The sequence below is a fragment of the Thermocrispum agreste DSM 44070 genome, from assembly GCF_000427905.1.
GTDB classification, from domain to species: Bacteria; Actinomycetota; Actinomycetes; order Mycobacteriales; family Pseudonocardiaceae; genus Thermocrispum; species Thermocrispum agreste.
The window spans coordinates 853185-873640 of sequence record NZ_KE386604.1; the positions used below are offsets into that span (position 1 = coordinate 853185).

Genomic DNA, 20456 nt, shown 5'->3' on the forward strand with positions numbered 1-20456 from the left:
CCGCCCTCGAGCAGTCCCTCCCGGCCGGTCGTGCCTGCCGGGCGGAACATCGTGCGCCTGCTGTGCTCAGCGGCCGACCCACGCGCGCCAGACCCGGCGCCGCGTGGCCGCGGTGACCCCCGCCGAGCGCAGCGCCCGGCGGGCCCGCAACGCGGCCGGCAGCATCCGAAGCGTCTCGCTGAGCACTCGTAAACGCAACGACGGACGGAAGTTCGGGGTGCGTGGAGCGGGCCGGAAGGGCAGCAGCGCAGTGATGGCGGCGAACCTGGCCAGCTCGGTGACCGCGACGCGCGCCGGGGCGCAGCGCAGCAGCATCACGAGCCGGTTCCGCTCGTTCCACCGGTGGAAATCCGGTGACCCGATGGCCGCGCTGGCCCCGTGCAGGTGCCGCACGGTGGCGTGCGGCACGGACACCACGCGCCACCCGCCCAGCCGCAGCCGCCACGAGGTGTCGGTGTCCTCGTAGTAGCAGAAGAAGTCGGCGGGAACGCCGCCGACGGCGCGCAGCGAGCTGGTGCGCAGCAGGGCGGCACCGCCGCAGAACCCGAACACCTCGCTGGTGACCGTGCTGGCCAGGTCCTGCCCGTACCCGAGCGGGGTCAGCGCGACGCCGACCGACTGCGTGCGACCGGACGGATCGACCAGGCGGGCGCTGGCCGCCGCCGCACGCTCGTCGCCGTCGAGCGCGTTCTCCAGCAGCGACAGCCATTCCGGGCTTGGTACGGCGTCGTCGTTGAGCCAGGCGACGTAGCGCGTCTTCACCAGGGGAAGAGCGGCGGCGAGAGCCCCGGCGTAGCCGGTGTTGCGGTCGAGGCGAAGCACTTCGGGACGGGCGGGATGCCCGGCGAGCAGTTCGGCGGTGCCGTCGTCGGAGGCGTTGTCGACCACCAGCAGCCGATGCGGTCGCTGCTGGGCGGACAACGCGTCCAGGCAGTCGCCGATGTGGGCAGCACCGCGCCAGGTCACGACCACCACGGTGGTCGACACTTCGGTGTCCGCCACGACCAGGAGAATAGGCGCATGCCGGAGCTGCTGGTGATCGCGGAGCAACTGTTCGCCCCGGTACCCGGTGGCACCGGCCGCTACACCGAGCAGTTGATCCCCGCGCTGGTGGCCACCGCGCCGAAGGGGTGGACCGTGGGCACGGTGGTGTGCCGCCATGCGGACGTCACCAGGGCGAGGTTCCAGGGCGCAGGCGAGCCCAAAGTGCTGCGGCTGCCGCGACGGGCCATGACGCTGCTGTGGCAGTACGGCGTGCGGTACTGGCCGGGTGGGCGGGACGTTGCGGCCGTGCACGCCCCGACCCCGTTCGCGCCGCCCGCCAAACCGCGGGGTGCTCGGCTGACCGTCACGGTGCACGACACGGTGCCGTGGACGCACCCGGAAACCCTCACGCCGCGTGGCGTTCGCTGGCACAAGTCGGTGATCGCGCGGGCATTCCGGGTGGCTGACGCCGTGGTGGTGCCGACCCGGGCGGTCGCCGACGATCTCCGGATGCGGGTCGGCGGCCCGGCACGCATCGAAGTCGTGCCGCATGCCGCCGCGGATCTGTTCGCCGATCCGCAGGCCGGCCACGCCCGGCCGTCCGATCTGCCCGGCCGCTATCTGCTGGCGGTCGGCACGATCGAGCCGCGCAAGGGCATCGACGTGCTGATCGGTGCCCTGGCCCGGCTGCGCAGCGCGGGGGAGGAGCCGCCGCCGCTGGTCCTGGCAGGCCCGCAGGGCTGGGGCGGGCTGGACCCGCTTGCCCTGGCCGAGCGGCGCGGCCTGCCCACAGGTGCCGTGCGGGTGCTGGGGGCGGTGCCGGACGCCGCGCTGGCGGGCACGGTGCTCGGCGCGACGATCGTGGTCGTGCCGAGCCGGGCGGAAGGGTTCGGCCTGCCGGTGCTGGAGGCCATGGCCGCCGGGGTTCCCGTGGTGCATTCCGACGTGCCCGCCTTGGTCGAGGTCGGTGGTGGCGCCGGCGAGGTGGTGCCCGCCGGGGATGAGGGCGCGCTGGCCGCCTCGCTCCGCAAGCTGCTCGGTGACCAGCGCAGGCGCGCGGAGATGGCGGCCGCCGGGCGCCGCCGCGCCGCGGAGTTCTCCTGGCAGCGGACCGCAGAAGCCTTGTGGCGGCTGCACACGGACGCAAGCGGATTTGCCGGTTCCTGACCACCGCAGGGAACGCTCGTCGTAGTCTTCGGATCATGCTGGCCGAGCCCAAGGTGCTCATCGACGCCACGGCCGTGCCCGCCGACCGCGGCGGGGTCGGCCGGTACGTCGATGCGCTGATCGCCGCGCTGGATGCCGACGGGGCGTCCCTCGTGGTGGTCTGCCAGGCCCGGGACGAGCACTTCTACGGCGAGATCGCGCCGAACGCCGACGTGGTCGCCGCGCCCGCGGCGATCGCCCGGCCGCCGGTGCGGCTGGCCTGGGAACAAGTGGGCTTTCCCCGGCTGATCGCCAAGCTGGGCGTCGATGTGGTGCACAGCCCGCACTACACCATGCCGCTGGCGGCCAAGGCGGCGTCGGTGGTGACGCTGCACGACGCGACGTTCTTCACCGAGCCGGTACTGCACTCGGCGGTGAAGGTCCGGTTCTTCCGGGCATGGACGTCGATCTCGGTGCGGCGGGCGGACGGCTGCGTGGTGCCAAGCGAAGCGACCGCGCGGGAGCTGGCCGCGGTCGCCGACGCCGATCTCGGCAGGCTGGCCGTGATCCCGCACGGCGTGGACACCGACAGCTTCCACCCGCCGTCGGACGAGGAAGTGCGCCAGGCGCGGGCCGCTGCCGGGCTGGGCGAGCAACCGTACGTGGCTTTTCTCGGGGCGTTGGAGCCCCGCAAGAACGTGCCCGCGCTGATCCGCGGGTTCGTGCAAGCCGTGCGCGACCGGCCCGATCCGCCCGCGCTGGTGCTCGCGGGTCCGCCGGGATGGGACGACCGGATCGCCAAGGCCCTCGCGGTGGTCCCGCCGCACGTGCGGGTGATCCGCGCCGGGTACCTGCCGTACCGGTGCTTGGCCGGGTACCTCGGCGGGGCCGAGCTGGTGGTGTATCCGAGCCTCGGCGAGGGTTTCGGGCTGCCGGTGCTGGAGGCAATGGCCTGCGGTGCCTGCGTGCTCACCACCCGGCGGCTGGCGCTGCCGGAGGTCGGCGGGGACGCGGTGGCCTACTGCGGGGTGGGCGCCGGCGACGTCGCGGCGGCGTTGGCCGAGCTGCTCGACGACCCGGGCAGACGAGCCGAGCTTGCCGCCGCAGCCGTGCTACGGGCGAAGGAATTCAGCTGGCGGGCCAGCGCACAACGTCATCGTGACGTGTACGAGCGGGCCGCCCGAGCCCGGTCGAGGAGCAGATGAGGCCGCCGAGAACAATGTCGCGCGTGACTGCTGCCAGTACCCGCTACGGCGACCGGGTCGCCGTGGTCACCGTGACCTACACCTCCGGCGACGTCCTGGAACGGTTCCTGGACACGCTGGTGAAGGCGTCGTCGCGCGAGGTCACCGTGGTGCTGGCGGACAACGGGTCGTCCGACGAGGCGCCGCAGCGTGCCGCCCGCGAGCGGGAGAACGTGCGCGTGCTGCCCACCGGGGGGAATCTGGGCTATGGCACCGCGGCCAACCGCGGCGTGGCCGAGCTGGACGATTCCTTCGGGTGGGTGGTCATCGCCAATCCGGACCTGGAGTGGGAGCCGGGGTCGCTGGACGAGCTGCTGGCGGCCGCCGAGCGGTGGCCGCAGGGTGGCGCGTTCGGCCCGTTGATCAGGGAGGCGGACGGGTCGATCTACCCGTCGGCGCGCAGCCTGCCGTCGCTGGTGCGCGGCGCCGGGCACGCGATCTTCGCCGACATCTGGCCGAACAACCCGTGGACCAAGGCCTACCTGCAGACGACCAGCCAGCCGAGGGAGCGCACCGCCGGCTGGCTGTCCGGGTCCTGCTTGCTGCTGCGCAGGCAGGCGTTCGAGGACGTCGAGGGGTTCGACGAGCGCTTCTTCATGTACTTCGAGGACGTCGACCTCGGTGAGCGGCTGACCAGGCGCGGATGGCTCAACGTGTACGTGCCGAGCGCCCAGGTGATGCACATCCAGGGGCACGCGACGTCCCGGGAGACCGAGGCGATGCTGATCGCCCACCACGACAGCGCCTACCGGTACCTGGCCAACAGGTACTCGCATCCGTTGCTGCGGCCGATGCTGTGGCTGTTGCGGCTGGGGCTTGCCGTGCGCTTGCGGATCGCCTTGCGCAAGCGCACGCGCTCATCGTGACTCCGCGTTCGCGGCCACGTGAGTGGCGGCCGGGGTGATCGCTCCGCAAGCGGCGGACCGTCGGTGGTGTGCGTGGCGAAACCTGGGTGAGCGGTTGACCCGGCAGGCGTCACGGGCAGTGGCCTACGACGATGCCCCCGGTCGCTGGGCCGCGCCGGGTCAGCCGTTCAGCCGGTCCGCGACGTTGGTGCTTCGCCGCCGTTGCGTGGTGGTGGGCAGCAGGTCGTCGGTGTGCTCCTCGACCACGATCTCGTCCTCGGCCTGCTCGCCGTCCGCCTCGCCTGCGTTGTCCGAACCGTCGGCACCGCCGGCCTTCCCGGCCTGCTGACCGGGCGCAGGGATCTGCGTGGTCGGTGTCGACTCGGCCAAGTAGTCCTCGTCCTGTTCGCGGATCTCCTCGTCGGTGAGGATCGTCGTCGCATCCGGATCCACCGTGGCCGCCTCGGCGCCGCGCACCACCTCGCGGGGGATCTGCTGGGTGCTGGCGGCGTCCATCGGAGAGATCGCGTTGTCCGGCGTGACGACGTACGCGCCCCGCTCCCGGGCCCGCTTGAGCAACGCCTCTGCCCTGGCGAGAGGGTCCATCCCCGACCTCCTGCTCGACGGGCGCCCAGACGGTGAGGTGGTGCGCCCGTGCACCCCTCAAGAGTAGGCCGTCCAGGTGATCTCCGGCAGGGAAATCACGCCGTATCGGCCCACGTGTCGCCCATTTGGTGCTCGTGCAAACGTTGTGGAGCGATTGTGTCAGGATCGCTGGCATGAGTGACCACCCCCCAGCCGCGCTCCAGGCGAAACCCGACCCCGGAGCGGATGCCGTGGTGCTGGTCGGCGGCAAAGGGACCAGGCTGCGGCCGCTGACGCTGTCCACACCGAAACCGATGCTGCCGACCGCGGGTGTGCCGTTCCTGTCCCACCTGCTGTCCCGGATTCGCGCGGCGGGCATCCGCCACGTGGTGCTGGGCACGTCCTACCAAGCCGACGTGTTCTCCGAGTACTTCGGGGACGGTTCGCGGCTGGGGCTGGAGCTGGAGTACGTGGTCGAATCCGAGCCGCTGGACACCGCAGGTGCCATTCGCAACGTCGCGCACCTGCTGCGGGCCGACGACGTCCTGGTGTTCAACGGCGACATCCTCTCCGCCGCTAGCCCGCTGGATCTGCTGGCCACGCACCGCGACACCGGCGCGGACGTCACGCTGCACCTGGTCAAGGTGGACGACCCGAGTCGGTTCGGCTCCGTTCCGACCGACGCAGACGGCCGGGTGACCGCGTTCTTGGAGAAGACACCCAACCCGCCGACCGATCAGGTCAACGCCGGGTGCTACGTGTTCCGCCGGTCCGTCATCGACGAGATCCCGGCCGGGCGGCCGGTGTCGGTGGAGCGGGAGACGTTTCCGCAGCTGCTGGCCGCCGGACGGCACCTGCATGCCCACGTGGATTCGTCGTACTGGCTCGACGTCGGCNCCCCCGCCGCATTCGTCAAGGGCTCGGCCGACCTGGTCCGGGGCATCGCACCGAGCGCGATGCTGACCGACGTGCCCGCGGAGCGCCTGGTGGACCCCGCCGCGTCGGTCGACCCGTCGGCCGTGGTGGACGGCGGATCGACGGTCGGTGCCGACGGGGTCGTCGCCGCAGGCGCGCGCGTGACCTCCTCGGTGCTGCTGGACGGCGTGCACGTGGCCGAAGACGCTGTGGTCGTGAACTCGGTGCTGGGCAAGGGCGCCGTCGTCGGACCGCGGACCGTGCTGCGCGGTGCCGTGCTCGGCGACGGGGCGCATGTCGGCGCGGACTGCGAACTGCTCGACGGCGTCCGAGTGTGGCCCGGTGTCGAGCTTCCGGACGGGGGCGTGCGGTTCTCCTCCGACGCGTGAACGGCCAGCCTCAAATAAGGCGTCTGATCTTTAGCTGCGTGTATGGTGTGCGCCTTCGAGGGCCAAGCCGAGCGAGCCTGACGTGTGTCAGGAAGCCGTGCATTAGCGTAGCTGTGGGCGGGGTTCAACTCCACCGAGCCGCGTCGATCTTGTCTGCGGCCTCGCTGACAGCCTGAACGATAGTCTGCAGGTGGGAAATTTTGTCGTCAAGTGACGTGAGTAAGTCGGCGGCATTCATCAGTGTAGAAGTGTGGTCGCCTAGATATTCTAATCTTCCAGCAGCTTCGCAAAGCATTGATGCATAATCGGGTAGATTTGAAAGAATGTCTGATGCGCTGTAGAGGAGACCGACTATGTCGGGGTCCAATGCCGGTGTTCCGTGCCTCAATTGATTGAGTTCGTCGAGTAATTCGCGCATCAAAAGTGCTGCATCGGCGTCGATCCTCTCGAGGCGTTCTAGCGTTTCTTTGATGCCACGATCGCGGTCCTTGATGGCTTGCGTGATGAGATCTACCAGCCTGTCCTCCGTGATCCCGCGCAACCCTCGGAGTGTGGCCACCTTCCCTTTTTCTCGGTCTCGTTTCCATTTCTCTAATAACTCGATAGGATAGCGTCTTGCCGCGCCGGGTTCGTCGATTGTCTTGTGGTGGACTGTGCAGAGGAATATCAAATTGTCGAAGGAGTTGCGCTCCTCGTCGGTCATGCTGGCGACGTACCGTTCTCCTCGTTGCTTTGCTGCTCGAATATGAGCAATCTCCAGGGCCAGCTTGAACTTCCCGTCTACCTTTCTAAGCAATGGTTCACCGCAGTCTGGCCAATAGCATGTTCCTCCGCTCAATAGCGTAATGCCGCTCGGTCGGCGCGAGAATAGTTGCGGGAGTTGGTCACAATGTCTCCTTTTTGGGTAAAGCTTATTCTTACAAGTAATACTAGCGAAAGAGAAAGCGTGTCCAATATTTGATTCGGGTTCCACTCAATTGGCCTGCCCCGGTAATCCGGGGCGGCGAGCTCGCTCGGTAGGTCTGCTACGGTGACTTGCCGAAGTGAGGCCGGACGATGTCACAGCGATGCCCCGGGGAGGGGCACTGCTATTGCACCGTATGGAAGGTCGCTGCGAGCGCTGATTCCGTCATCTACTCGCGGGCCAGGGCTGCCTGCACGATGCGCAGGGCTTCCGCGCGGTCGAGGCCGAGGCCGTCGATGATGCGCACGTATTCGGCTGCGGCTTCCGCTGCGCGCTGCCTGGCCGCGTTGCCCTGCGCGCTGACGAACGTGCCTGCCCGGCCGCGGGTGTCCACCAGGCCCGCCGCCTCCAGCTCTCGATAGGCGCGCGCCACGGTGTTGGGAGCGATGCCCAGGTCGGCGGCGAGCGCACGAACCGTAGGCAGTTTCGTGCCCGCCGGAAGCCGTCCGTCGCCGATCTGAGCCGCCAGCGCGCTGCGGACCTGTTCGAACGGCGGCACGGGGGAGTCCGGGTCGATGTGCAGCCGCAGCGTCATCCGGCACCAACCCCCGCGGCCCGGTGAGCGGCACGCACCGCAGCCAGCAACGGCAGCAAGTCCTCGCTCCCGTCCGGCAGCCCGTCCACCGGCCACCAGCGCAGGTCGTCCGATTCGTCGCTGCGCACCGGCTGTGCACCTGGCGGCGCCCAGGCAACGAACCGCACGTCCAGATGCCGGGTCGGCACGCCCAGCGAGCAGGTGATCGGATGCACGTCGAGGTGGACCGGCTCGGGCGCGAACCGCAGCCCGGCGATCCCGGATTCCTCGGCCGCCTCCCGCGCGGCCGCCGCGGCCAGCGATTCGTCGCCCGGCTCGCAGTGGCCGCCCAGCTGCAACCACCTGCCCACCCGCGGATGCAGGGTGAGCAGCACGTTCTCGCCGCCGTGGTCGAGCACCACCGCCGACGCAGTGAGGTGGCCGGCCGCGCACGAACGGGCACACGCATCGGGGCGTGCGGCCAGGAACGCCAGGTACGCCTGGCGCAGCGACTCCTGCTCATGCGTCGGCGGATGCCACGAACCGAGCAGGTCGACGGCGGCGGAGTGCAGGCTCACAGCTCGATCAATCCCTCCTCGTGCGGCCGCGGCGGCCGTGGCTGGGACAGGTCCCCTGCCTCCGGCGCCGGCCTGCCGATCGCGACCGCGCCGAGCGGATACCAGTCGTCGCCCAGGCCGAGCACGTCGCGGGCGGTCGGCGCGGCGAAGATCGTCGAACCGACCCAGCACGAGCCGAGCCCTTCGGCGGCCAGCGCCACCAGCAGCGCCTGCACGGCGGCACCACCCGCCACGGTGAACATAGTGTGCTCGCACGCGGCACGCCGCTGGTCGGGATACGCGTGCGCCCCCTCGGGCACCAAGAACGGCACGATCAGCTCGGGCGCACGGCGAAGCAGGTCGCCGCGCGCCAGCCGCTTCTCGATCTGCTGCGGCGTGAACCCGTCCCCTTCCAGGTCCGCCCGCCATACCTCGCGCATGGCGTCGAGCAACCGGGTACGCAGCTGCGCGTCGCGCAGCCACAGGAACCGCACCGGCTTGGTGTGATGCGGAGCCGGTGCGGTCAACGCCGCGCCGACTGCCCTGCGTACCGCATCGGGATCGACCGGCTCGTCGCTGAACGCCCGCACCGAGCGGCGCACCAGCACCGCCTGCTTGCGGCCCTCGGCCATCGCCTCGGCCGTCCCCAGCCGGAACAGGTCCTGCTCGGCGGGCCGGATCAGGTCCTGCGCGGACGACCCGTCGTCGACGATGGTCAGCCCGCGCACCACCGCCACCGGCACGCCGCGCAACTTGCCCTTGACCAAGTCCGCGGCCGCGGCCAGTTCGTCGGCCACCGCGACCTCGGTGACCTGCAGCTCGTTGCCGTGCGCATCGGTCTGCCCGGCGTAGGAGTGCAGCACCCGCAGCCCGGATGCGCCGATGGCGACGTCGGTTTGCCCGACCCGCCACGCGCGGCCCATGGTGTCCGTGATCACCACGGCGACTTCCACGCCAAGCCGTTCGCGCAGGCCGTTGCGCAGCGCCTTCGCCGAAGCGTCCGGGTCACTGGGCAGGACGGCGATCTCCCCGGTGGCCACGTTGGACGCGTCCACGCCGGAGGCGGCCTGCACGATGCCCAGCTTGTTCTCGGTGATGTGGGTCTGCCGGTAGGTGGCCAGGATGCGCCGCGATTCCTCCGCGACCAGCCGCCTGCGCACCGCCTCGCGCTGCTCGGCATCGCCGTCGACCCGGTGGATCATGCCTTCCACCTTGGAGAGCACCTTGCTGGTGACCACGACGACGTCGCCCGACCGCAGCCACGGCGCGGCCTGCGCGATGGCGCCGGTCAGATCGTCGCCGGGCCGGAACTCCGGCAAGCCGGTCACCGGCAGGATCTCCACCTTGTCGGCCGCGTGGTCGCCGGTGTGCTGACCGGCGGGTTCCCGGACGTCCCTGCTCATGGCCGCACCCCCGCCAGATCGAACGCCGCGCGCACCATGGCCGCGGTGGCATCCGGGCCGGACATGATCAGCGGCACGTCACGCACCTCGACTCCCGGGACGTCGGCGCGCTCGCCCTCGGCGATGAGCCACCCGTCGAGCAGCCCCTCGGCGGCGTCGTCCTTGCGTGCGCCGTAGTGGCGGCCCACCGCCTCGGCGGTGGTGTCCACCCCGATCGCGGCCAGGCAGGCGTCCGCCATCCCGCGCAGCGGCCGCCCGCCGATGATGGGGGAGACGCCGACGACCGGTGCCGACGCCGACCGCAGCGCCGCTTTCACCCCGGGCACGGCCAGCACGGTGCCGATCGACACCACCGGGTTCGACGGGGCCAGCAGGATCACGTCGGCACCGGCAATCGCCTCCAACACGCCCGGTCCCGCCTTGGCCTCGTCGGCGCCGACCGGGACGAACGCGTGCGCGGGCAGCTTGGCCCGGTAGCGCACCCACCACTCCTGGAAGTGGATCGCCCGCCGTTCGCCGGACGACGGCAGATCCACCACCACGTGGGTCTCCACCCGGTCGTCGCTCATCGGCAGCAACGTCACGCCCGGCCGCCACCGGTCGCACAGCGCCTCGGTGACCGCGGACAGCGGATAGCCGGCGCGCAGCATGCGCGAGCGGATCAGGTGGGTGGCGATGTCCTTGTCGCCCAGTGCGAACCAGTCCGCGTCCGCGCCGTAGGCCTTCAGCTCGTTCGAGACGGTCCACGTCTCGTCACGCTGGCCCCAGCCGCGTTCGGTGTCGCTGCCGCCGCCCAGGGTGTACATGCAGGTGTCCAGGTCGGGGCAGATGCGCAAGCCGTGCAGCCAGATGTCGTCCCCGGTGTTGACCACCGCAGTGATCTGGTGCTCTGTCTCGGTGTCCGGGGCGCCGACCGGAGGCAGGCCCAGTGCCGCCTTCACCCCGAGCAGGAAGCGTGCTCCGCCGACCCCGCCGACGATGACTGTGACCTTCACCCTGCCGATCCTCGCACGGCGGGCGAACCGGCGGGGCCGGTGGCGGGTCGGCAGCTCACTTCGCGGGACGCTGGCGGAAGACGAAGTACCGTTGCTGGTACGACCCGCATTCGCGGCAGAGGCGGTCGGCGGGCGCTCGGCCGATCCGGTCCGCCGGCTGTGCCGGGTGTGCTCCGTCGCATGCGCGAGCGTGAGACGGCTCACGAAGCGGGGCCGCGCCGGGCCGCCGCGGCGTTTCGTGGTGACAGGACATCGACCCGAGAGGTGCAGTTGACCTTGCCGAATCGGAGAGTGGGCGCGGCAGGGAAAGCCGACCTCCTCCCGCGAGAGTGTCGCGGTCGGCGTAATCTGCGGCTAACCCGGACGTGCCGCACTCCGCAGTGACTCAAGGAGAGCCCAGTGACCTACGTGATCGCCGAGCCCTGCGTCGACGTGCTCGACAAGGCGTGCATCGACGAGTGCCCCGTGGACTGCATCTACGAGGGCGAGCGGATGCTCTACATCCACCCGGACGAATGCGTCGACTGTGGTGCTTGTGAGCCGGTCTGTCCGGTCGAGGCCATCTACTACGAGGACGACGTGCCCGACGAGTGGGCGGCCTACACCCAGGCCAACGCGGACTTCTTCGAGAAGCTGGGGTCGCCTGGCGGCGCGGCGAAGGTCGGCAAGGTGGCCGACGACCCGCAGTGGATCAAGGACCTGCCGCCGCAGGGCGAATGATCCCGGGCGTGGCAGGGTGGGCCGACCGGTGAGCCGCCGCACGCCTGTAGCGTTGCCCGACTTCCCGTGGGACAAGCTGCGCCCGTACCGCGAGAAGGCCGCGCGGCATCCCGACGGGGTGGTCGACCTGGCCATCGGGACACCGGTCGACCCGGTCCCGGCCAGTGTGCAGGCCGCGCTGTCCTCGGTGGCCGAGATCCCCGGATACCCGTACACCTACGGCACGGCGGAACTGCGCGCCGCCGTGGTCGGCGCGCTGGCCCGAAGGCACGGGATCACCGGCGTAGATCCCGCGGCGGTGTTGCCGACGATCGGCTCCAAGGAACTGGTCGCCTGGCTTCCTCGCCTGCTCGGCGTGGGCGGCGGTGACCTGGTGGTGATCCCCGAGCTGGCGTATCCCACCTACGAGGTCGGGGCCGTTCTGGCCGGCGCGACGGTGCTGCGCGCGGACAGCCTGTTCGCCATCGGCCCGCAGCGGCCGGCACTGGTGTGGCTGAACTCGCCGGCGAACCCCACCGGCCGGGTGCTCGGGGTCGAGCACCTGCGCAAAGTGGTTGAGTGGGCTCGCGAGCGCGGCACGATCGTGGTGTCCGACGAGTGCTACCTGGCGCTGGGCTGGGAGACCGAACCGCTGTCGATCCTGCACCCGGACGTCTGCGGCGGTTCGCACGAGGGTCTGCTGGCGGTGCACTCGCTGTCGAAGTCGGCGAACATGGCCAGCTACCGCGCCGGTTTCGTGGTCGGCGACGTCGAGCTGATCCGGGCGTTGCACGAGGTGCGGCGGCACGCGGGCATGATCGTGCCCCGGCCGGTGCAGGAGGCGATGCGCGTGGCGCTGAACGACGACGACGCGCTGCGGGCGCAGCGCGAGCGGTACGCCAAGCGCCGCGAGGTGCTCAGGTCCGCGTTGCTCGGCAACGGGTTCTCCATCGACCACTCGGAAGCCGGCCTGTATTTGTGGGCGACCAGAGGCGAGGACGCCTGGCAGACGGTCGACTGGCTGGCCGAGCGCGGCATCGTGGTGGCGCCCGGCACGTTCTACGGTCCCCGCGGTGAGCAGCATGTGCGGATGTCGCTGACCGTCACCGACGAGGGCGCTCAGGTGGCCGCGGCCCGGCTGGCGTCCTGACCCGCCGACGGCGGCGCTGGACAGCCGGAGCGCGCCGACGGGCGGGAGGGGTCGACGCCGAAGTGGAACGCCGAGCGCCGGGCGCGGCGGCCCCAGGCCTCTCTGCGCGGCCACCGCGCCCCGCGCGGGCTCAGTCGTTGGCGTGCAGCGCGGCGTTGAGCTCGATCCCGGCTCCTTCGCGCCGCACCACTTCGACGGCGCCGGTCTCGGAGTTGCGGCGGAACAGCACCCCGGAAATGCCGGACAGCTCCCGCGCCTTCACCGTCGTGCCGTCGAAGCTCACCTTGGTGCCTGCCGTGACGTACAGCCCGGCCTCCACCACCGAGTCGTCGCCGAGCGAGATGCCGATTCCCGCGTTGGCGCCGATCAGGCAGCGCTTGCCGACCGAGATGACCTCCTTGCCGCCGCCGGACAGCGTGCCCATGATCGACGCGCCGCCGCCCAGGTCCGAGCCGTCGCCGACGACGACACCGGCCGAGATGCGGCCCTCGACCATCGAGGCGCCCAGCGTCCCGGCGTTGTAGTTGACGAAGCCTTCGTGCATCACCGTGGTGCCGGGCGCCAGGTAGGCCCCCAGGCGCACCCGGTCGGCGTCGGCGATGCGGACCCCGGTGGGCACCACGTAGTCGACCATGCGCGGGAACTTGTCCACGCCGTAGACGGTCACCGGGCCGCGAGCGCGCAGCCGCATCCTGGTCGCCTCGAACCCCTCCACCGGGCACGGCCCGAAATTGGTCCACACGACGTTGTTCAGCAGACCGAACACCCCGTCGAGGTTCTGCCCGTGCGGCGGGACCAGGCGGTGTGACAGCAGGTGCAACCGCAGGTAGACGTCGTGCGCGTCGGCGGGCGGGGCGTCCAGCCTGCCGATCGTGGTCCGCACTGCGACGACCTCGACGCCGCGGTCGGTGTCCGGGCCGACCAGCGCCGCGGCCGAGGCCCCCAGTGCGCTCTCGGCTTCCTCGCGGGACAGGCGCTGGGTCCCGGCCTCCTCGGACGCAGGCACCAGCTTCGGCTGGACGTACCAGGTGTCCAGCACCGTGCCGTCGGTGGTCACCGTGGCGAGGCCGACGCCGGTGGCGCCGGTGGTCTGCGGATCAGGCGGCAGCTGGCTCACTGAACGATCTCCTCGAGTTCGGCTTGCACATCCTTCACGGCCTGCGCGATCGTCTCCAGCGCGCGATAGCAGGCCGAGGTGGACTTCGGGCGCTGATTGTCGCAGCGACCCTGGTTGAACTCCCGCACCGCGCGGGTCATCTGGCGGCCCGGATCACGCAAGCTCTCGTGGTTGATCCGGCCTGCGGCGCTCACCGTGCGGGCGGCGTTGGCGATCTGCGTGACGTACTTCTCGCACAAGCGGGGCGCTTGGCCGCGCGGGTCGGTATGGCAGGTGTCCACGGCGAGGGCGCGGACCTTCTGCTGCAGCGACGGCAGGTCGACGGGTTCTTCCTCGGCGCTGTCGGTGCCACATCCGGCGAGCACGGCAACCACCGCGGCGGCACCGGCCACCAGGCGTCCTACGGGCTTCACAGCCACCACCGTAGTGCGCCGGTAGGGTTCGGCTATGCCCGAGTTGGACTTGCGTGCCGATCCGGTGGAGATCACCGCCGCCCTGGTGGACGTTCCCAGCGAATCGGGCCAGGAAGCGGCCGTCGCCGCCCTCGTCGAGGCGGCGTTGCGCAAGCACGCCCCGCACCTGGAAGTGGTGCGCGACGGCAACGCGGTGCTGGCTCGCAGTCGGCTCGGGCGGCCGCGCCGGGTGGTCTTCGCCGGCCACCTGGACACCGTGCCGGAGAACGGCAACCTGCCTCTGCGGCGGACCGGCAGCGGGCCGGACGAGGTCCTGCACGGCCTGGGCACGGTCGACATGAAGGCCGGGGACGCCGTCTTCCTGTCGCTGGCCGCCACCGTCACCGAGCCCCGGCACGACGTGACGTTCGTGTTCTACGACTGCGAAGAGATCGACGCCTCCCGCAACGGCCTCAACCGCATCCAGGCCAACCGGCCGGAGTGGCTGCGCGGGGATCTGGCCGTGGTCGGCGAGCCGTCCAACGCCGTCATCGAGGGCGGCTGCCAGGGCACGCTCCGGGTGCAGCTGCGCTTGGCCGGCAAACGGGCACACACCGCGCGGGCGTGGATGGGCACGAACGCGATCCACGCCATGGCCGAGCCGTTGCGCCGGCTGGCCGAGTACCAGCCCCGGCAGGTGGAGATCGACGGGCTGCTTTACCGGGAAGGCCTGCAGGCGGTCGCCGTCGAGGGAGGGGTGGCGGGCAACGTGGTGCCGGACGAGGCGACACTGACCATCAACCATCGGTTCGCCCCCGATCGCAGCCCGCAGCAGGCGCTGGAGCACCTGCGCGAAGTGTTCGACGGCTACCAGCTGACCGTGGTGGACGAGGCGGCCGGGGCGCTGCCCAGGCTGAGCGAGCCCGCGGCCGCGGAACTGGTCCGGGCCGCCGGGGGCAGGCCGGTGGCCAAACTGGGGTGGACGGACGTGGCCAGGTTCGCCGCGCTCGGCATGCCCGCGGTGAACTTCGGGCCGGGTGATCCGACGCTGGCGCACACCAAGGAGGAGCACGTGCGCGCGGCCGAGATCGGCAAGGTCGCCGAGGTGCTGCGGACGTTCCTGACCGGTCGCTGACTGCGCTGCGGGCCGGCACACCGGGTCACGGTCCGGTGGAGGCGCTACCCGGCGACGGCGGCCGCGAAGTTACGCTTCAACACCCTCGCACCCGACACCGCCGCCCGCCGTGATCACAGCTTTTCGACGGAGGAGAAACGCGTGGCAGAACCAGGCGCGAACGCTGAGTACACCTACCCCGAGCACCCGCGGGAGAAGCACAAGGGGCCGGTCGTGCTGCGCGGTGCACGGCGCCGCGAGGCGACCACCACCGACCAGCGGCTGCTGGACCAGCGCGGACCGTCGGACTGGGTGCACACCGACCCGTGGCGGGTGCTGCGCATCCAGGCGGAGTTCACCGAGGGCTTCGGCGCGCTCGCCGAGCTGCCCCGCGCGGTGACGGTCTTCGGATCGGCGCGCACCAAGCGGGACGAGCCGGAGTACGAGCTGGGCATGCGGATCGGCCGCGCGGTCGCCGAGGCGGGGTTCGCGGTCATCACCGGCGGCGGGCCGGGCACCATGGAGGCGGTCAACCGGGGCGCATCGGAAGCCGGCGGGCTGAGCGTCGGGCTGGGCATCGAGCTGCCGTTCGAGCAGGGGCTCAACCCGTGGGTCGAGCTCGGCGTGAACTTCCGGTACTTCTTCGCCCGCAAGACGATGTTCGTCAAGTACTCGCAGGCGTTCATCTGCCTGCCGGGCGGCTTCGGCACCCTGGACGAGCTGTTCGAGGCGCTGTGCCTGGTGCAGACGAAGAAGGTCACCAAGTTCCCGGTGGTGCTGTTCGGCACGCAGTACTGGGGCGGCCTGTACGAGTGGATCAAGAGCACGGTGCTCGGCGAGGGCAAGATCAGCCTCAAGGACATGGACCTGCTGCACCTGACCGACGACGTGGACGACGCGGTGCGCGTGGTGCAGGAGGCGTACCGGGCGTGGGAGGAGACCCACTAAACCCGAGTGCCGCGCCACGACGCGGCTCAGGACGGCGGAAACGAAGGCACGACCACTTGGTCGCTGGTGCAGGGAGGCATCGTGATCCCTCGCGGTCGTCACCCGTGCGGAGGCGCTCGGTTGTAGCGGATCACGCGCCGTCTGCGCGGACGTCTGGGGTAGTAGCGGCGGCGCGACCGGCTGTTGGGTCGTGGCGTGGCGCTGGCCAGTCGTACCGGCGGCTACTCGGTGGCGGCGAGCTCGTGGTGGATGTGCGCGAGCTGCAGGGCTGATTCGGCGTCCGGCAGCCGGAGAGCGGCGGTGACTTTGCTGTCGGTCACGCGGAAGATCGTCGCCCCGGTATCGGAGCCGCATCGCCCGGCCACTGGGCGTCCTGCTCGACGACCGCGAGACTGATCTTGTGCCACTTGCGAGGCGTCAGCCGGATGCCGGACCGTTGCACCCACCCGGCGAACTCGTCCGGTGTGATCCGCCGGCTCCGCGCGGTCCGAGGACGACGACCGGGTCACCGACGGTTTCGGCGGCACGGCGCAGGTCCCCGGCGTTCACCGCCTCGTACCACTGCTCGAGGGCGTACTTGAGTGCCGGCTCCATGGGAGCGAAGCGTACGCACCGCATGGGCTTTGCCGGTACGCGTGCTGCGGGTATCGGTGCAAGCGCGCCACGAACGCACCGTGGTTGCGGCGCGAAACTCCCCGCCCGGCGCCTGGCCAAGGCGCCCGGCCCGTCGGAGTCGTCTCGCAGTCGTCTCGCAGTCGTCTCGCAGTCGTCTCGTGCCTGTCTCGCGTCTATGCCGCGGCGGCTTCGTCCGGCCGCTTGTGGTAGCGGTCGACGTACTCCTGGTCGGACAGCTCGAGGATGGCGTACATGATCTCGTCGGTGACCGCACGGCGGACCGCCGGCGAGGACTCCAAGCCCCGGTAGCGGGAGAAGTCCAGCGGTTCGCCGAACCGCACCGTCACCTTCGCCAGGCGCGGGATGCGCTTGCCGACCGGGAGCACCTTTTCGGTGCCGATCAGCGCCACCGGGATCACCGGGGCGCCGGTGACCAGGGCCAGCTGCGCAACCCCGGTGTGCCCGCGGTGCAGTTTGCCGTCCCGCGAGCGGGTGCCCTCCGGGTAGATGCCGAACGCCTCCCCAGCTTCCAGTACCTTCCTGGCCGCGTTGAGGGCCTGCAGGCCGGCGTAGGCGTTGCCCCGCTCGACCGGGATGAAGCCGAGCGCGGACAGGAACGCCGCGAACATGCGGCCGCGCAGGCCCTTGCCGCGGAAGTACTCCGCCTTGCCGAGGAACTTCACCGGGCGCGGGGCGACGAACGGGATGACCCAGGTGTCGATGGCCGCACGATGGTTGGCCGCCACGATCAGCGGCCCGGTGCGCGGGACCCGGTCCGCTCCTTCGACGACCGGCCGGTAGACGAACCGGGCGATGGGCGCGAGAACATTCCGGATGATTTGCTGCAGCGCGCTGCGCGCGTCCATGACCACATCCTTTGCGGCTGAGGGGTACCCCTTCCAGGATGGCACGAACGGCGCCGGCGACCCACCGCCGAGGTGAGAGGTTACGGAGCGTTCACCGCGCTTAGCATCGCCGTTATGCAGCACGTGCAATTCGGCAGCCGCGTCCTGCCATCCGACCGCCCGTCGGTGATGGCCATCGTCAACCGCACCCGCGACTCGTTCTTCGACCGGGGGGCGACGTTCGAGGAGGCCGCGGCTCTGGCCGCGGTGGATCGCGCGGCCGCCGAGGGCGCGGACATCGTCGACATCGGCGGCGTGCGGGCCGGAGCGCACGGCGAGGAAGTGGACGTGGCGGAGGAGATCCGCCGGGTCGTCGGCCTGGTGGCCGCGGTCCGGGAGCGGCACCCCGACCTGGTGATCAGCGTGGACACCTGGCGGCACGAGGTGGCCAGGGAGGTGTGCGCGGCCGGCGCGGATCTGCTCAACGACACCTGGGGCGGTGCCGACCCGCGGCTGGCCGAGGTCGCCGCCGAGTTCGGGGTCGGGCTGGTGTGCTCGCACACCGGGGGAGTCCGGCCGCGCACCGACCCGCACCGGGTGCACTACGCCGACGTGGTCGCGCAGGTGGTGGACGAGCTGTGCGCCAGCGCCGAGCGGATGGTGGCGATCGGCGTGCCCCGGCACGGCGTGCTGATCGACCCCACCCACGACTTCGGCAAGAACACCTGGCACGGGCTGGCGTTGCTGCGGCACGCCGACCGGCTGGTGGAGACCGGATGGCCGGTGCTGATGGCGCTGTCGAACAAGGACTTCATCGGGGAGACGCTCGGCGGGTTGCCGCCGGAAGAGCGGTTGGAGGGAACCTTGGCGGCCACCGCCGTGGCGGCCATGGCCGGTGCACGTGTGTTCCGTGCCCACCAGGTGCGGGCCACGCGCCGCGTGGTGGACACCGTCGCGAGTATCCGCGGGGACCGGCCGCCGGGGCGGGTTCTGCGCGCGCTCGCCTGAGCCGTGCTGCTCCGAACACCCGGAAGTGGGCGGCTGCCCACACGGTCGCCGTGACGGATGCTGACTGCCGCGCCCGAGTTGCACTGTTCCGAGGCGAAGAAGAGGCGGGCTGCTGGCAGCCGTACCTGGGGCGTGCGTGAGCGCCTACCCCTTCGGCGCTTCCCACACCCTGGCAGCTGCGCCATGGGGGTCGTGTTGCACGTCGCTGCCGATGGCCTGGACCTGATCACTGGCAGCCGCGCCCGTGAGGGTTGTGCCCCGGCGTGCGAGATCACCGGCGAGGTGGTCCGCTGGCAGCCGCTCCTGTGGGGGCGTGCGCTTCAGCTGAATCACGTCTGTTCGAACGCACGGGCGACGCTGTCGATCCAGCGGGTCGCGCGGAGACGCGGGCGTGCTGCCCACGGCCGCCCGGTGAGCGCTTGCGATCCCTTTCGTCGGTGGGATGTGCCACGATCGGGGGCGTGGGAACAGCGCTGGTGTATCTGGTCGTGATGCTGCTGGTTGCGGCCGTGGTGTTCCTGCTCGCCTCGCTGGTGTTCGGGCGCGGGGAGGAGCTGGAGCCGCTGCCACCCGGGGTGTCACCGACGCGGTTGCCCGAGCGGGACATCACCGGCGCCGATCTCGCCCAGGTGCGGTTCCAGCCGGTGCTGCGCGGCTACAAGATGTCGGAGGTGGACTGGGTGCTGCAACGCGTCGGCGCGGAGCTGGACGCGCTGCGCACCAGGCTCGCCGAGCTCGATCCGTCGCAGGCGCACGGCTACCCGCACCCCGAGCGCGGCGACCAGCGGTGAACCACCGGATCCGGCTGACCATGGCGGTGCCGGTGGCGGCTCCGGTGTCGTACGTGTGGGCGGCGGTGACGGACTGGCCCCGGCAGTCGGAGTGGATTCTGGGCACGACGGTGCGGGTGGTCGCGGGCGACGGCCGCAGCGTCGGCTCGCGTGTGCACGCCTACACCGGATGGCGACCGTTCGGGCTGCTGGACACCATGCGCGTGACCGTGTGGGAGCCGCCGCACCGGGTCGAGGTGCTGCACGACGGCGGGCTGCTGCGCGGCCCCGGCCTGATCGAGGTGCAGCCGAGCGAGAACGGTTCGGTGGTGCGGTGGTCGGAGGATCTGGAGCAGCCCTTCGGCGCGGCCGGCGGCCTGGGCTGGCGAGTGGTGCGTCCGCTGGTGCGCGCCGGGTTCCGGCGTTCGCTGGCGACGTTCGCCCGGATGGTCGAGCGGGAGTGGGAGCAGCGGGAGCGCGATGACGGTGAGTGAGCCGGTGCGGTGCGCGTGGGCGACGACGCCGGACTACGTGGAGTATCACGACACGGAGTGGGGTGTTCCGCTGCGCGGTGAGCGGGCCCTGTTCGAACGGATGTGCCTGGAGTCGTTCCAGTCCGGGCTGTCGTGGCTGGTGATCCTGCGCAAGCGGGAGAACTTCCGGGCGGCGTTCGCGGGATTCGACCCGGAACGGGTGGCCGCGTTCGGTGAGGACGACGTCCAGCGGTTGCTGGCCGACCCCGGCATCGTCCGCAACCGGGCCAAGATCGAAGCGGCCGTCGCCAATGCCAGGGCGGTGGTCAACCTCGGCGAGCCGCTGGACGACCTGCTGTGGTCGTTCGCGCCGCCGCCGCGGCCGAACCCGGCGACCCTGGACGACGTGCCCGCCACCAGCCCGGAGTCCCACGCGATGGCCAAGGAGCTCAAGCGACGCGGCTTCCGGTTCCTCGGCCCGACGACGTGCTACGCGCTGATGCAGGCCACCGGCATGGTGGACGACCACGTGGCGGATTGCTGGCGCGCCGGTGCGAGCCGCCGCCTGCGGCAGGACGCCTAGGGGCGCCGCGACAGCCGCGGCCGCCGGTCAGTGCCGGCTGGCGGAGCGACTGCCGTGTTGTACTCCGTGGGCTGGTGGGCGGGCCGCGGGGCGCGCAAGCCCGCCTTCGGGCGGCGGCCACGAGGGCGCAGCCGCGACAAGCAGCTGCCGGGCAAGCCTTCGACGGCCGCCGCTGAACATCCCCTGTTCCGGTATCCACCG

23 protein-coding genes are annotated in these 20456 nt (G+C 71.1%); 12 read left to right on the forward strand and 11 right to left on the reverse strand.

Annotated elements, in window-relative coordinates; translation table 11 throughout:
- Positions 1 to 66: 66 nt before the first annotated feature.
- Entirely contained in the window at positions 67 to 1002 is a 936-nt protein-coding gene (locus YWY_RS0118850) for a glycosyltransferase family 2 protein (RefSeq protein WP_245566730.1), read from the reverse strand.
- An 18-nt stretch (positions 1003 to 1020) separates the two neighbouring features.
- Between YWY_RS0118850 and YWY_RS0118855 the strand changes: the two genes are divergently transcribed.
- From YWY_RS0118855 to YWY_RS0118865, 3 genes are read left to right on the forward strand one after another with little or no spacing between them, the layout of a single operon-like run.
- Complete coding sequence (locus YWY_RS0118855) at positions 1021 to 2151, forward strand: glycosyltransferase family 4 protein (protein ID WP_028848892.1); 1131 nt, start codon at positions 1021 to 1023, stop codon at positions 2149 to 2151.
- A gap of 35 nt (positions 2152 to 2186) precedes the next feature.
- Complete coding sequence (locus tag YWY_RS0118860) at positions 2187 to 3335, forward strand: glycosyltransferase family 4 protein (RefSeq protein ID WP_156899369.1); 1149 nt, start codon at positions 2187 to 2189, stop codon at positions 3333 to 3335.
- 14 nt (positions 3336 to 3349) lie between these two features.
- On the forward strand, positions 3350 to 4240 hold the full coding sequence (locus YWY_RS0118865; RefSeq protein WP_028848894.1) for a glycosyltransferase family 2 protein: 891 nt from the start codon (positions 3350 to 3352) through the stop codon (positions 4238 to 4240).
- 159 nt (positions 4241 to 4399) lie between these two features.
- Here YWY_RS0118865 and YWY_RS0118870 read toward each other — a convergent pair whose 3' ends face one another.
- Positions 4400 to 4825 carry a hypothetical protein gene (locus YWY_RS0118870; RefSeq protein WP_028848895.1) on the reverse strand — a complete coding sequence of 142 codons (426 nt, stop codon included), beginning with the start codon at positions 4823 to 4825 and terminating at the stop codon, positions 4400 to 4402.
- Positions 4826 to 4998: 173 nt separating this feature from the next.
- On the opposite strand from YWY_RS0118870, the gene manB reads away from it, so the two are divergent.
- Positions 4999 to 6108, forward strand: a complete 1110-nt coding sequence (gene manB / locus YWY_RS0118875) for a mannose-1-phosphate guanylyltransferase (RefSeq protein WP_051310424.1) — start codon at positions 4999 to 5001, stop codon at positions 6106 to 6108.
- 124 nt (positions 6109 to 6232) lie between these two features.
- Here manB and YWY_RS24245 read toward each other — a convergent pair whose 3' ends face one another.
- The 5 genes from YWY_RS24245 to cofD all read right to left on the reverse strand — a co-directional run bounded on the left by YWY_RS24245 (position 6233) and on the right by cofD (position 10541).
- Positions 6233 to 7081 (reverse strand): HNH endonuclease, encoded by an 849-nt coding sequence (locus YWY_RS24245; RefSeq protein ID WP_342665129.1) that lies wholly within the window; start codon positions 7079 to 7081, stop codon positions 6233 to 6235.
- Positions 7082 to 7241: 160 nt separating this feature from the next.
- On the reverse strand, positions 7242 to 7607 hold the full coding sequence (locus tag YWY_RS0118880; protein WP_038045545.1) for a GntR family transcriptional regulator: 366 nt from the start codon (positions 7605 to 7607) through the stop codon (positions 7242 to 7244).
- Entirely contained in the window at positions 7604 to 8164 is a 561-nt protein-coding gene (locus tag YWY_RS0118885; protein WP_028848898.1) for an NUDIX hydrolase, read from the reverse strand. Before YWY_RS0118885 ends, YWY_RS0118880 begins: the two co-directional genes overlap by 4 nt.
- Positions 8161 to 9546 carry a coenzyme F420-0:L-glutamate ligase gene (locus YWY_RS0118890; RefSeq protein ID WP_051310425.1) on the reverse strand — a complete coding sequence of 462 codons (1386 nt, stop codon included), beginning with the start codon at positions 9544 to 9546 and terminating at the stop codon, positions 8161 to 8163. Before YWY_RS0118890 ends, YWY_RS0118885 begins: the two co-directional genes overlap by 4 nt.
- Positions 9543 to 10541 (reverse strand): 2-phospho-L-lactate transferase, encoded by a 999-nt coding sequence (gene cofD, locus YWY_RS0118895; RefSeq protein WP_028848900.1) that lies wholly within the window; start codon positions 10539 to 10541, stop codon positions 9543 to 9545. Before cofD ends, YWY_RS0118890 begins: the two co-directional genes overlap by 4 nt.
- 399 nt (positions 10542 to 10940) lie before the next feature.
- On the opposite strand from cofD, the gene fdxA reads away from it, so the two are divergent.
- Positions 10941 to 11261 (forward strand): ferredoxin, encoded by a 321-nt coding sequence (fdxA, locus tag YWY_RS0118900; protein ID WP_028848901.1) that lies wholly within the window; start codon positions 10941 to 10943, stop codon positions 11259 to 11261.
- A 28-nt stretch (positions 11262 to 11289) separates the two neighbouring features.
- Positions 11290 to 12390, forward strand: coding sequence for a succinyldiaminopimelate transaminase (dapC, locus tag YWY_RS0118905; protein WP_028848902.1), 1101 nt, complete (start codon positions 11290 to 11292; stop codon positions 12388 to 12390).
- Between the two features lie 130 nt (positions 12391 to 12520).
- Here dapC and dapD read toward each other — a convergent pair whose 3' ends face one another.
- Positions 12521 to 13507 carry a 2,3,4,5-tetrahydropyridine-2,6-dicarboxylate N-succinyltransferase gene (gene dapD / locus YWY_RS0118910; protein ID WP_028848903.1) on the reverse strand — a complete coding sequence of 329 codons (987 nt, stop codon included), beginning with the start codon at positions 13505 to 13507 and terminating at the stop codon, positions 12521 to 12523.
- Positions 13504 to 13899 carry a hypothetical protein gene (locus tag YWY_RS0118915; RefSeq protein ID WP_156899373.1) on the reverse strand — a complete coding sequence of 132 codons (396 nt, stop codon included), beginning with the start codon at positions 13897 to 13899 and terminating at the stop codon, positions 13504 to 13506. The genes dapD and YWY_RS0118915 overlap by 4 nt, the downstream gene beginning before the upstream one ends.
- A 55-nt stretch (positions 13900 to 13954) precedes the next feature.
- Here YWY_RS0118915 and dapE point away from each other — a divergent pair, with 55 nt between their 5' ends.
- The gene (gene dapE / locus YWY_RS0118920) at positions 13955 to 15034 is read left to right on the forward strand and encodes a succinyl-diaminopimelate desuccinylase (protein WP_028848905.1); all 1080 of its coding nucleotides are present in this window, start codon (positions 13955 to 13957) and stop codon (positions 15032 to 15034) included.
- Between the two features lie 141 nt (positions 15035 to 15175).
- On the forward strand, positions 15176 to 15961 hold the full coding sequence (locus YWY_RS0118925; RefSeq protein ID WP_028848906.1) for an LOG family protein: 786 nt from the start codon (positions 15176 to 15178) through the stop codon (positions 15959 to 15961).
- A 417-nt stretch (positions 15962 to 16378) separates the two neighbouring features.
- On the opposite strand, the gene YWY_RS24475 is transcribed toward YWY_RS0118925, so the two are convergent.
- Positions 16379 to 16555 (reverse strand): hypothetical protein, encoded by a 177-nt coding sequence (locus tag YWY_RS24475; protein ID WP_211227665.1) that lies wholly within the window; start codon positions 16553 to 16555, stop codon positions 16379 to 16381.
- 194 nt (positions 16556 to 16749) lie between these two features.
- Entirely contained in the window at positions 16750 to 17442 is a 693-nt protein-coding gene (locus tag YWY_RS0118940) for a lysophospholipid acyltransferase family protein (RefSeq protein ID WP_038045547.1), read from the reverse strand.
- A 114-nt stretch (positions 17443 to 17556) separates the two neighbouring features.
- Here YWY_RS0118940 and folP point away from each other — a divergent pair, with 114 nt between their 5' ends.
- The 4 genes from folP to YWY_RS0118960 all read left to right on the forward strand — a co-directional run bounded on the left by folP (position 17557) and on the right by YWY_RS0118960 (position 20255).
- Positions 17557 to 18429: a dihydropteroate synthase gene (folP, locus tag YWY_RS0118945; RefSeq protein ID WP_028848908.1), complete on the forward strand. Its 873-nt coding sequence runs from the start codon at positions 17557 to 17559 to the stop codon at positions 18427 to 18429.
- A 461-nt stretch (positions 18430 to 18890) separates the two neighbouring features.
- Positions 18891 to 19220 (forward strand): DivIVA domain-containing protein, encoded by a 330-nt coding sequence (locus YWY_RS0118950; protein ID WP_028848909.1) that lies wholly within the window; start codon positions 18891 to 18893, stop codon positions 19218 to 19220.
- Complete coding sequence (locus YWY_RS0118955) at positions 19217 to 19693, forward strand: SRPBCC family protein (RefSeq protein ID WP_028848910.1); 477 nt, start codon at positions 19217 to 19219, stop codon at positions 19691 to 19693. The genes YWY_RS0118950 and YWY_RS0118955 overlap by 4 nt, the downstream gene beginning before the upstream one ends.
- A complete protein-coding gene (locus tag YWY_RS0118960) occupies positions 19680 to 20255 on the forward strand; it encodes a DNA-3-methyladenine glycosylase I (RefSeq protein ID WP_028848911.1) in 576 nt (191 codons plus the stop codon). Before YWY_RS0118955 ends, YWY_RS0118960 begins: the two co-directional genes overlap by 14 nt.
- Positions 20256 to 20456 lie beyond the last annotated feature (201 nt).

Excerpts from the sequence above, each read along its gene's own strand:
- YWY_RS0118870 (WP_028848895.1), bottom strand. The coding sequence starts at position 4,825 with ATGGACCCTCTCGCCAGGGCAGAGGCGTTGCTCAAGCGGGCCCGGGAG.
- YWY_RS0118865 (WP_028848894.1), top strand. The coding sequence starts at position 3,350 with ATGTCGCGCGTGACTGCTGCCAGTACCCGCTACGGCGACCGGGTCGCC.
- folP (WP_028848908.1), top strand. The coding sequence starts at position 17,557 with ATGCAGCACGTGCAATTCGGCAGCCGCGTCCTGCCATCCGACCGCCCG.
- dapE (WP_028848905.1), top strand. The coding sequence starts at position 13,955 with ATGCCCGAGTTGGACTTGCGTGCCGATCCGGTGGAGATCACCGCCGCC.
- YWY_RS0118860 (WP_156899369.1), top strand. The coding sequence starts at position 2,187 with ATGCTGGCCGAGCCCAAGGTGCTCATCGACGCCACGGCCGTGCCCGCC.
- YWY_RS0118940 (WP_038045547.1), bottom strand. The coding sequence starts at position 17,442 with ATGGACGCGCGCAGCGCGCTGCAGCAAATCATCCGGAATGTTCTCGCG.
- YWY_RS24475 (WP_211227665.1), bottom strand. The coding sequence starts at position 16,555 with ATGGAGCCGGCACTCAAGTACGCCCTCGAGCAGTGGTACGAGGCGGTG.
- YWY_RS0118880 (WP_038045545.1), bottom strand. The coding sequence starts at position 7,607 with ATGACGCTGCGGCTGCACATCGACCCGGACTCCCCCGTGCCGCCGTTC.
- YWY_RS0118855 (WP_028848892.1), top strand. The coding sequence starts at position 1,021 with ATGCCGGAGCTGCTGGTGATCGCGGAGCAACTGTTCGCCCCGGTACCC.
- YWY_RS0118890 (WP_051310425.1), bottom strand. The coding sequence starts at position 9,546 with ATGAGCAGGGACGTCCGGGAACCCGCCGGTCAGCACACCGGCGACCAC.
- YWY_RS0118960 (WP_028848911.1), top strand. The coding sequence starts at position 19,680 with ATGACGGTGAGTGAGCCGGTGCGGTGCGCGTGGGCGACGACGCCGGAC.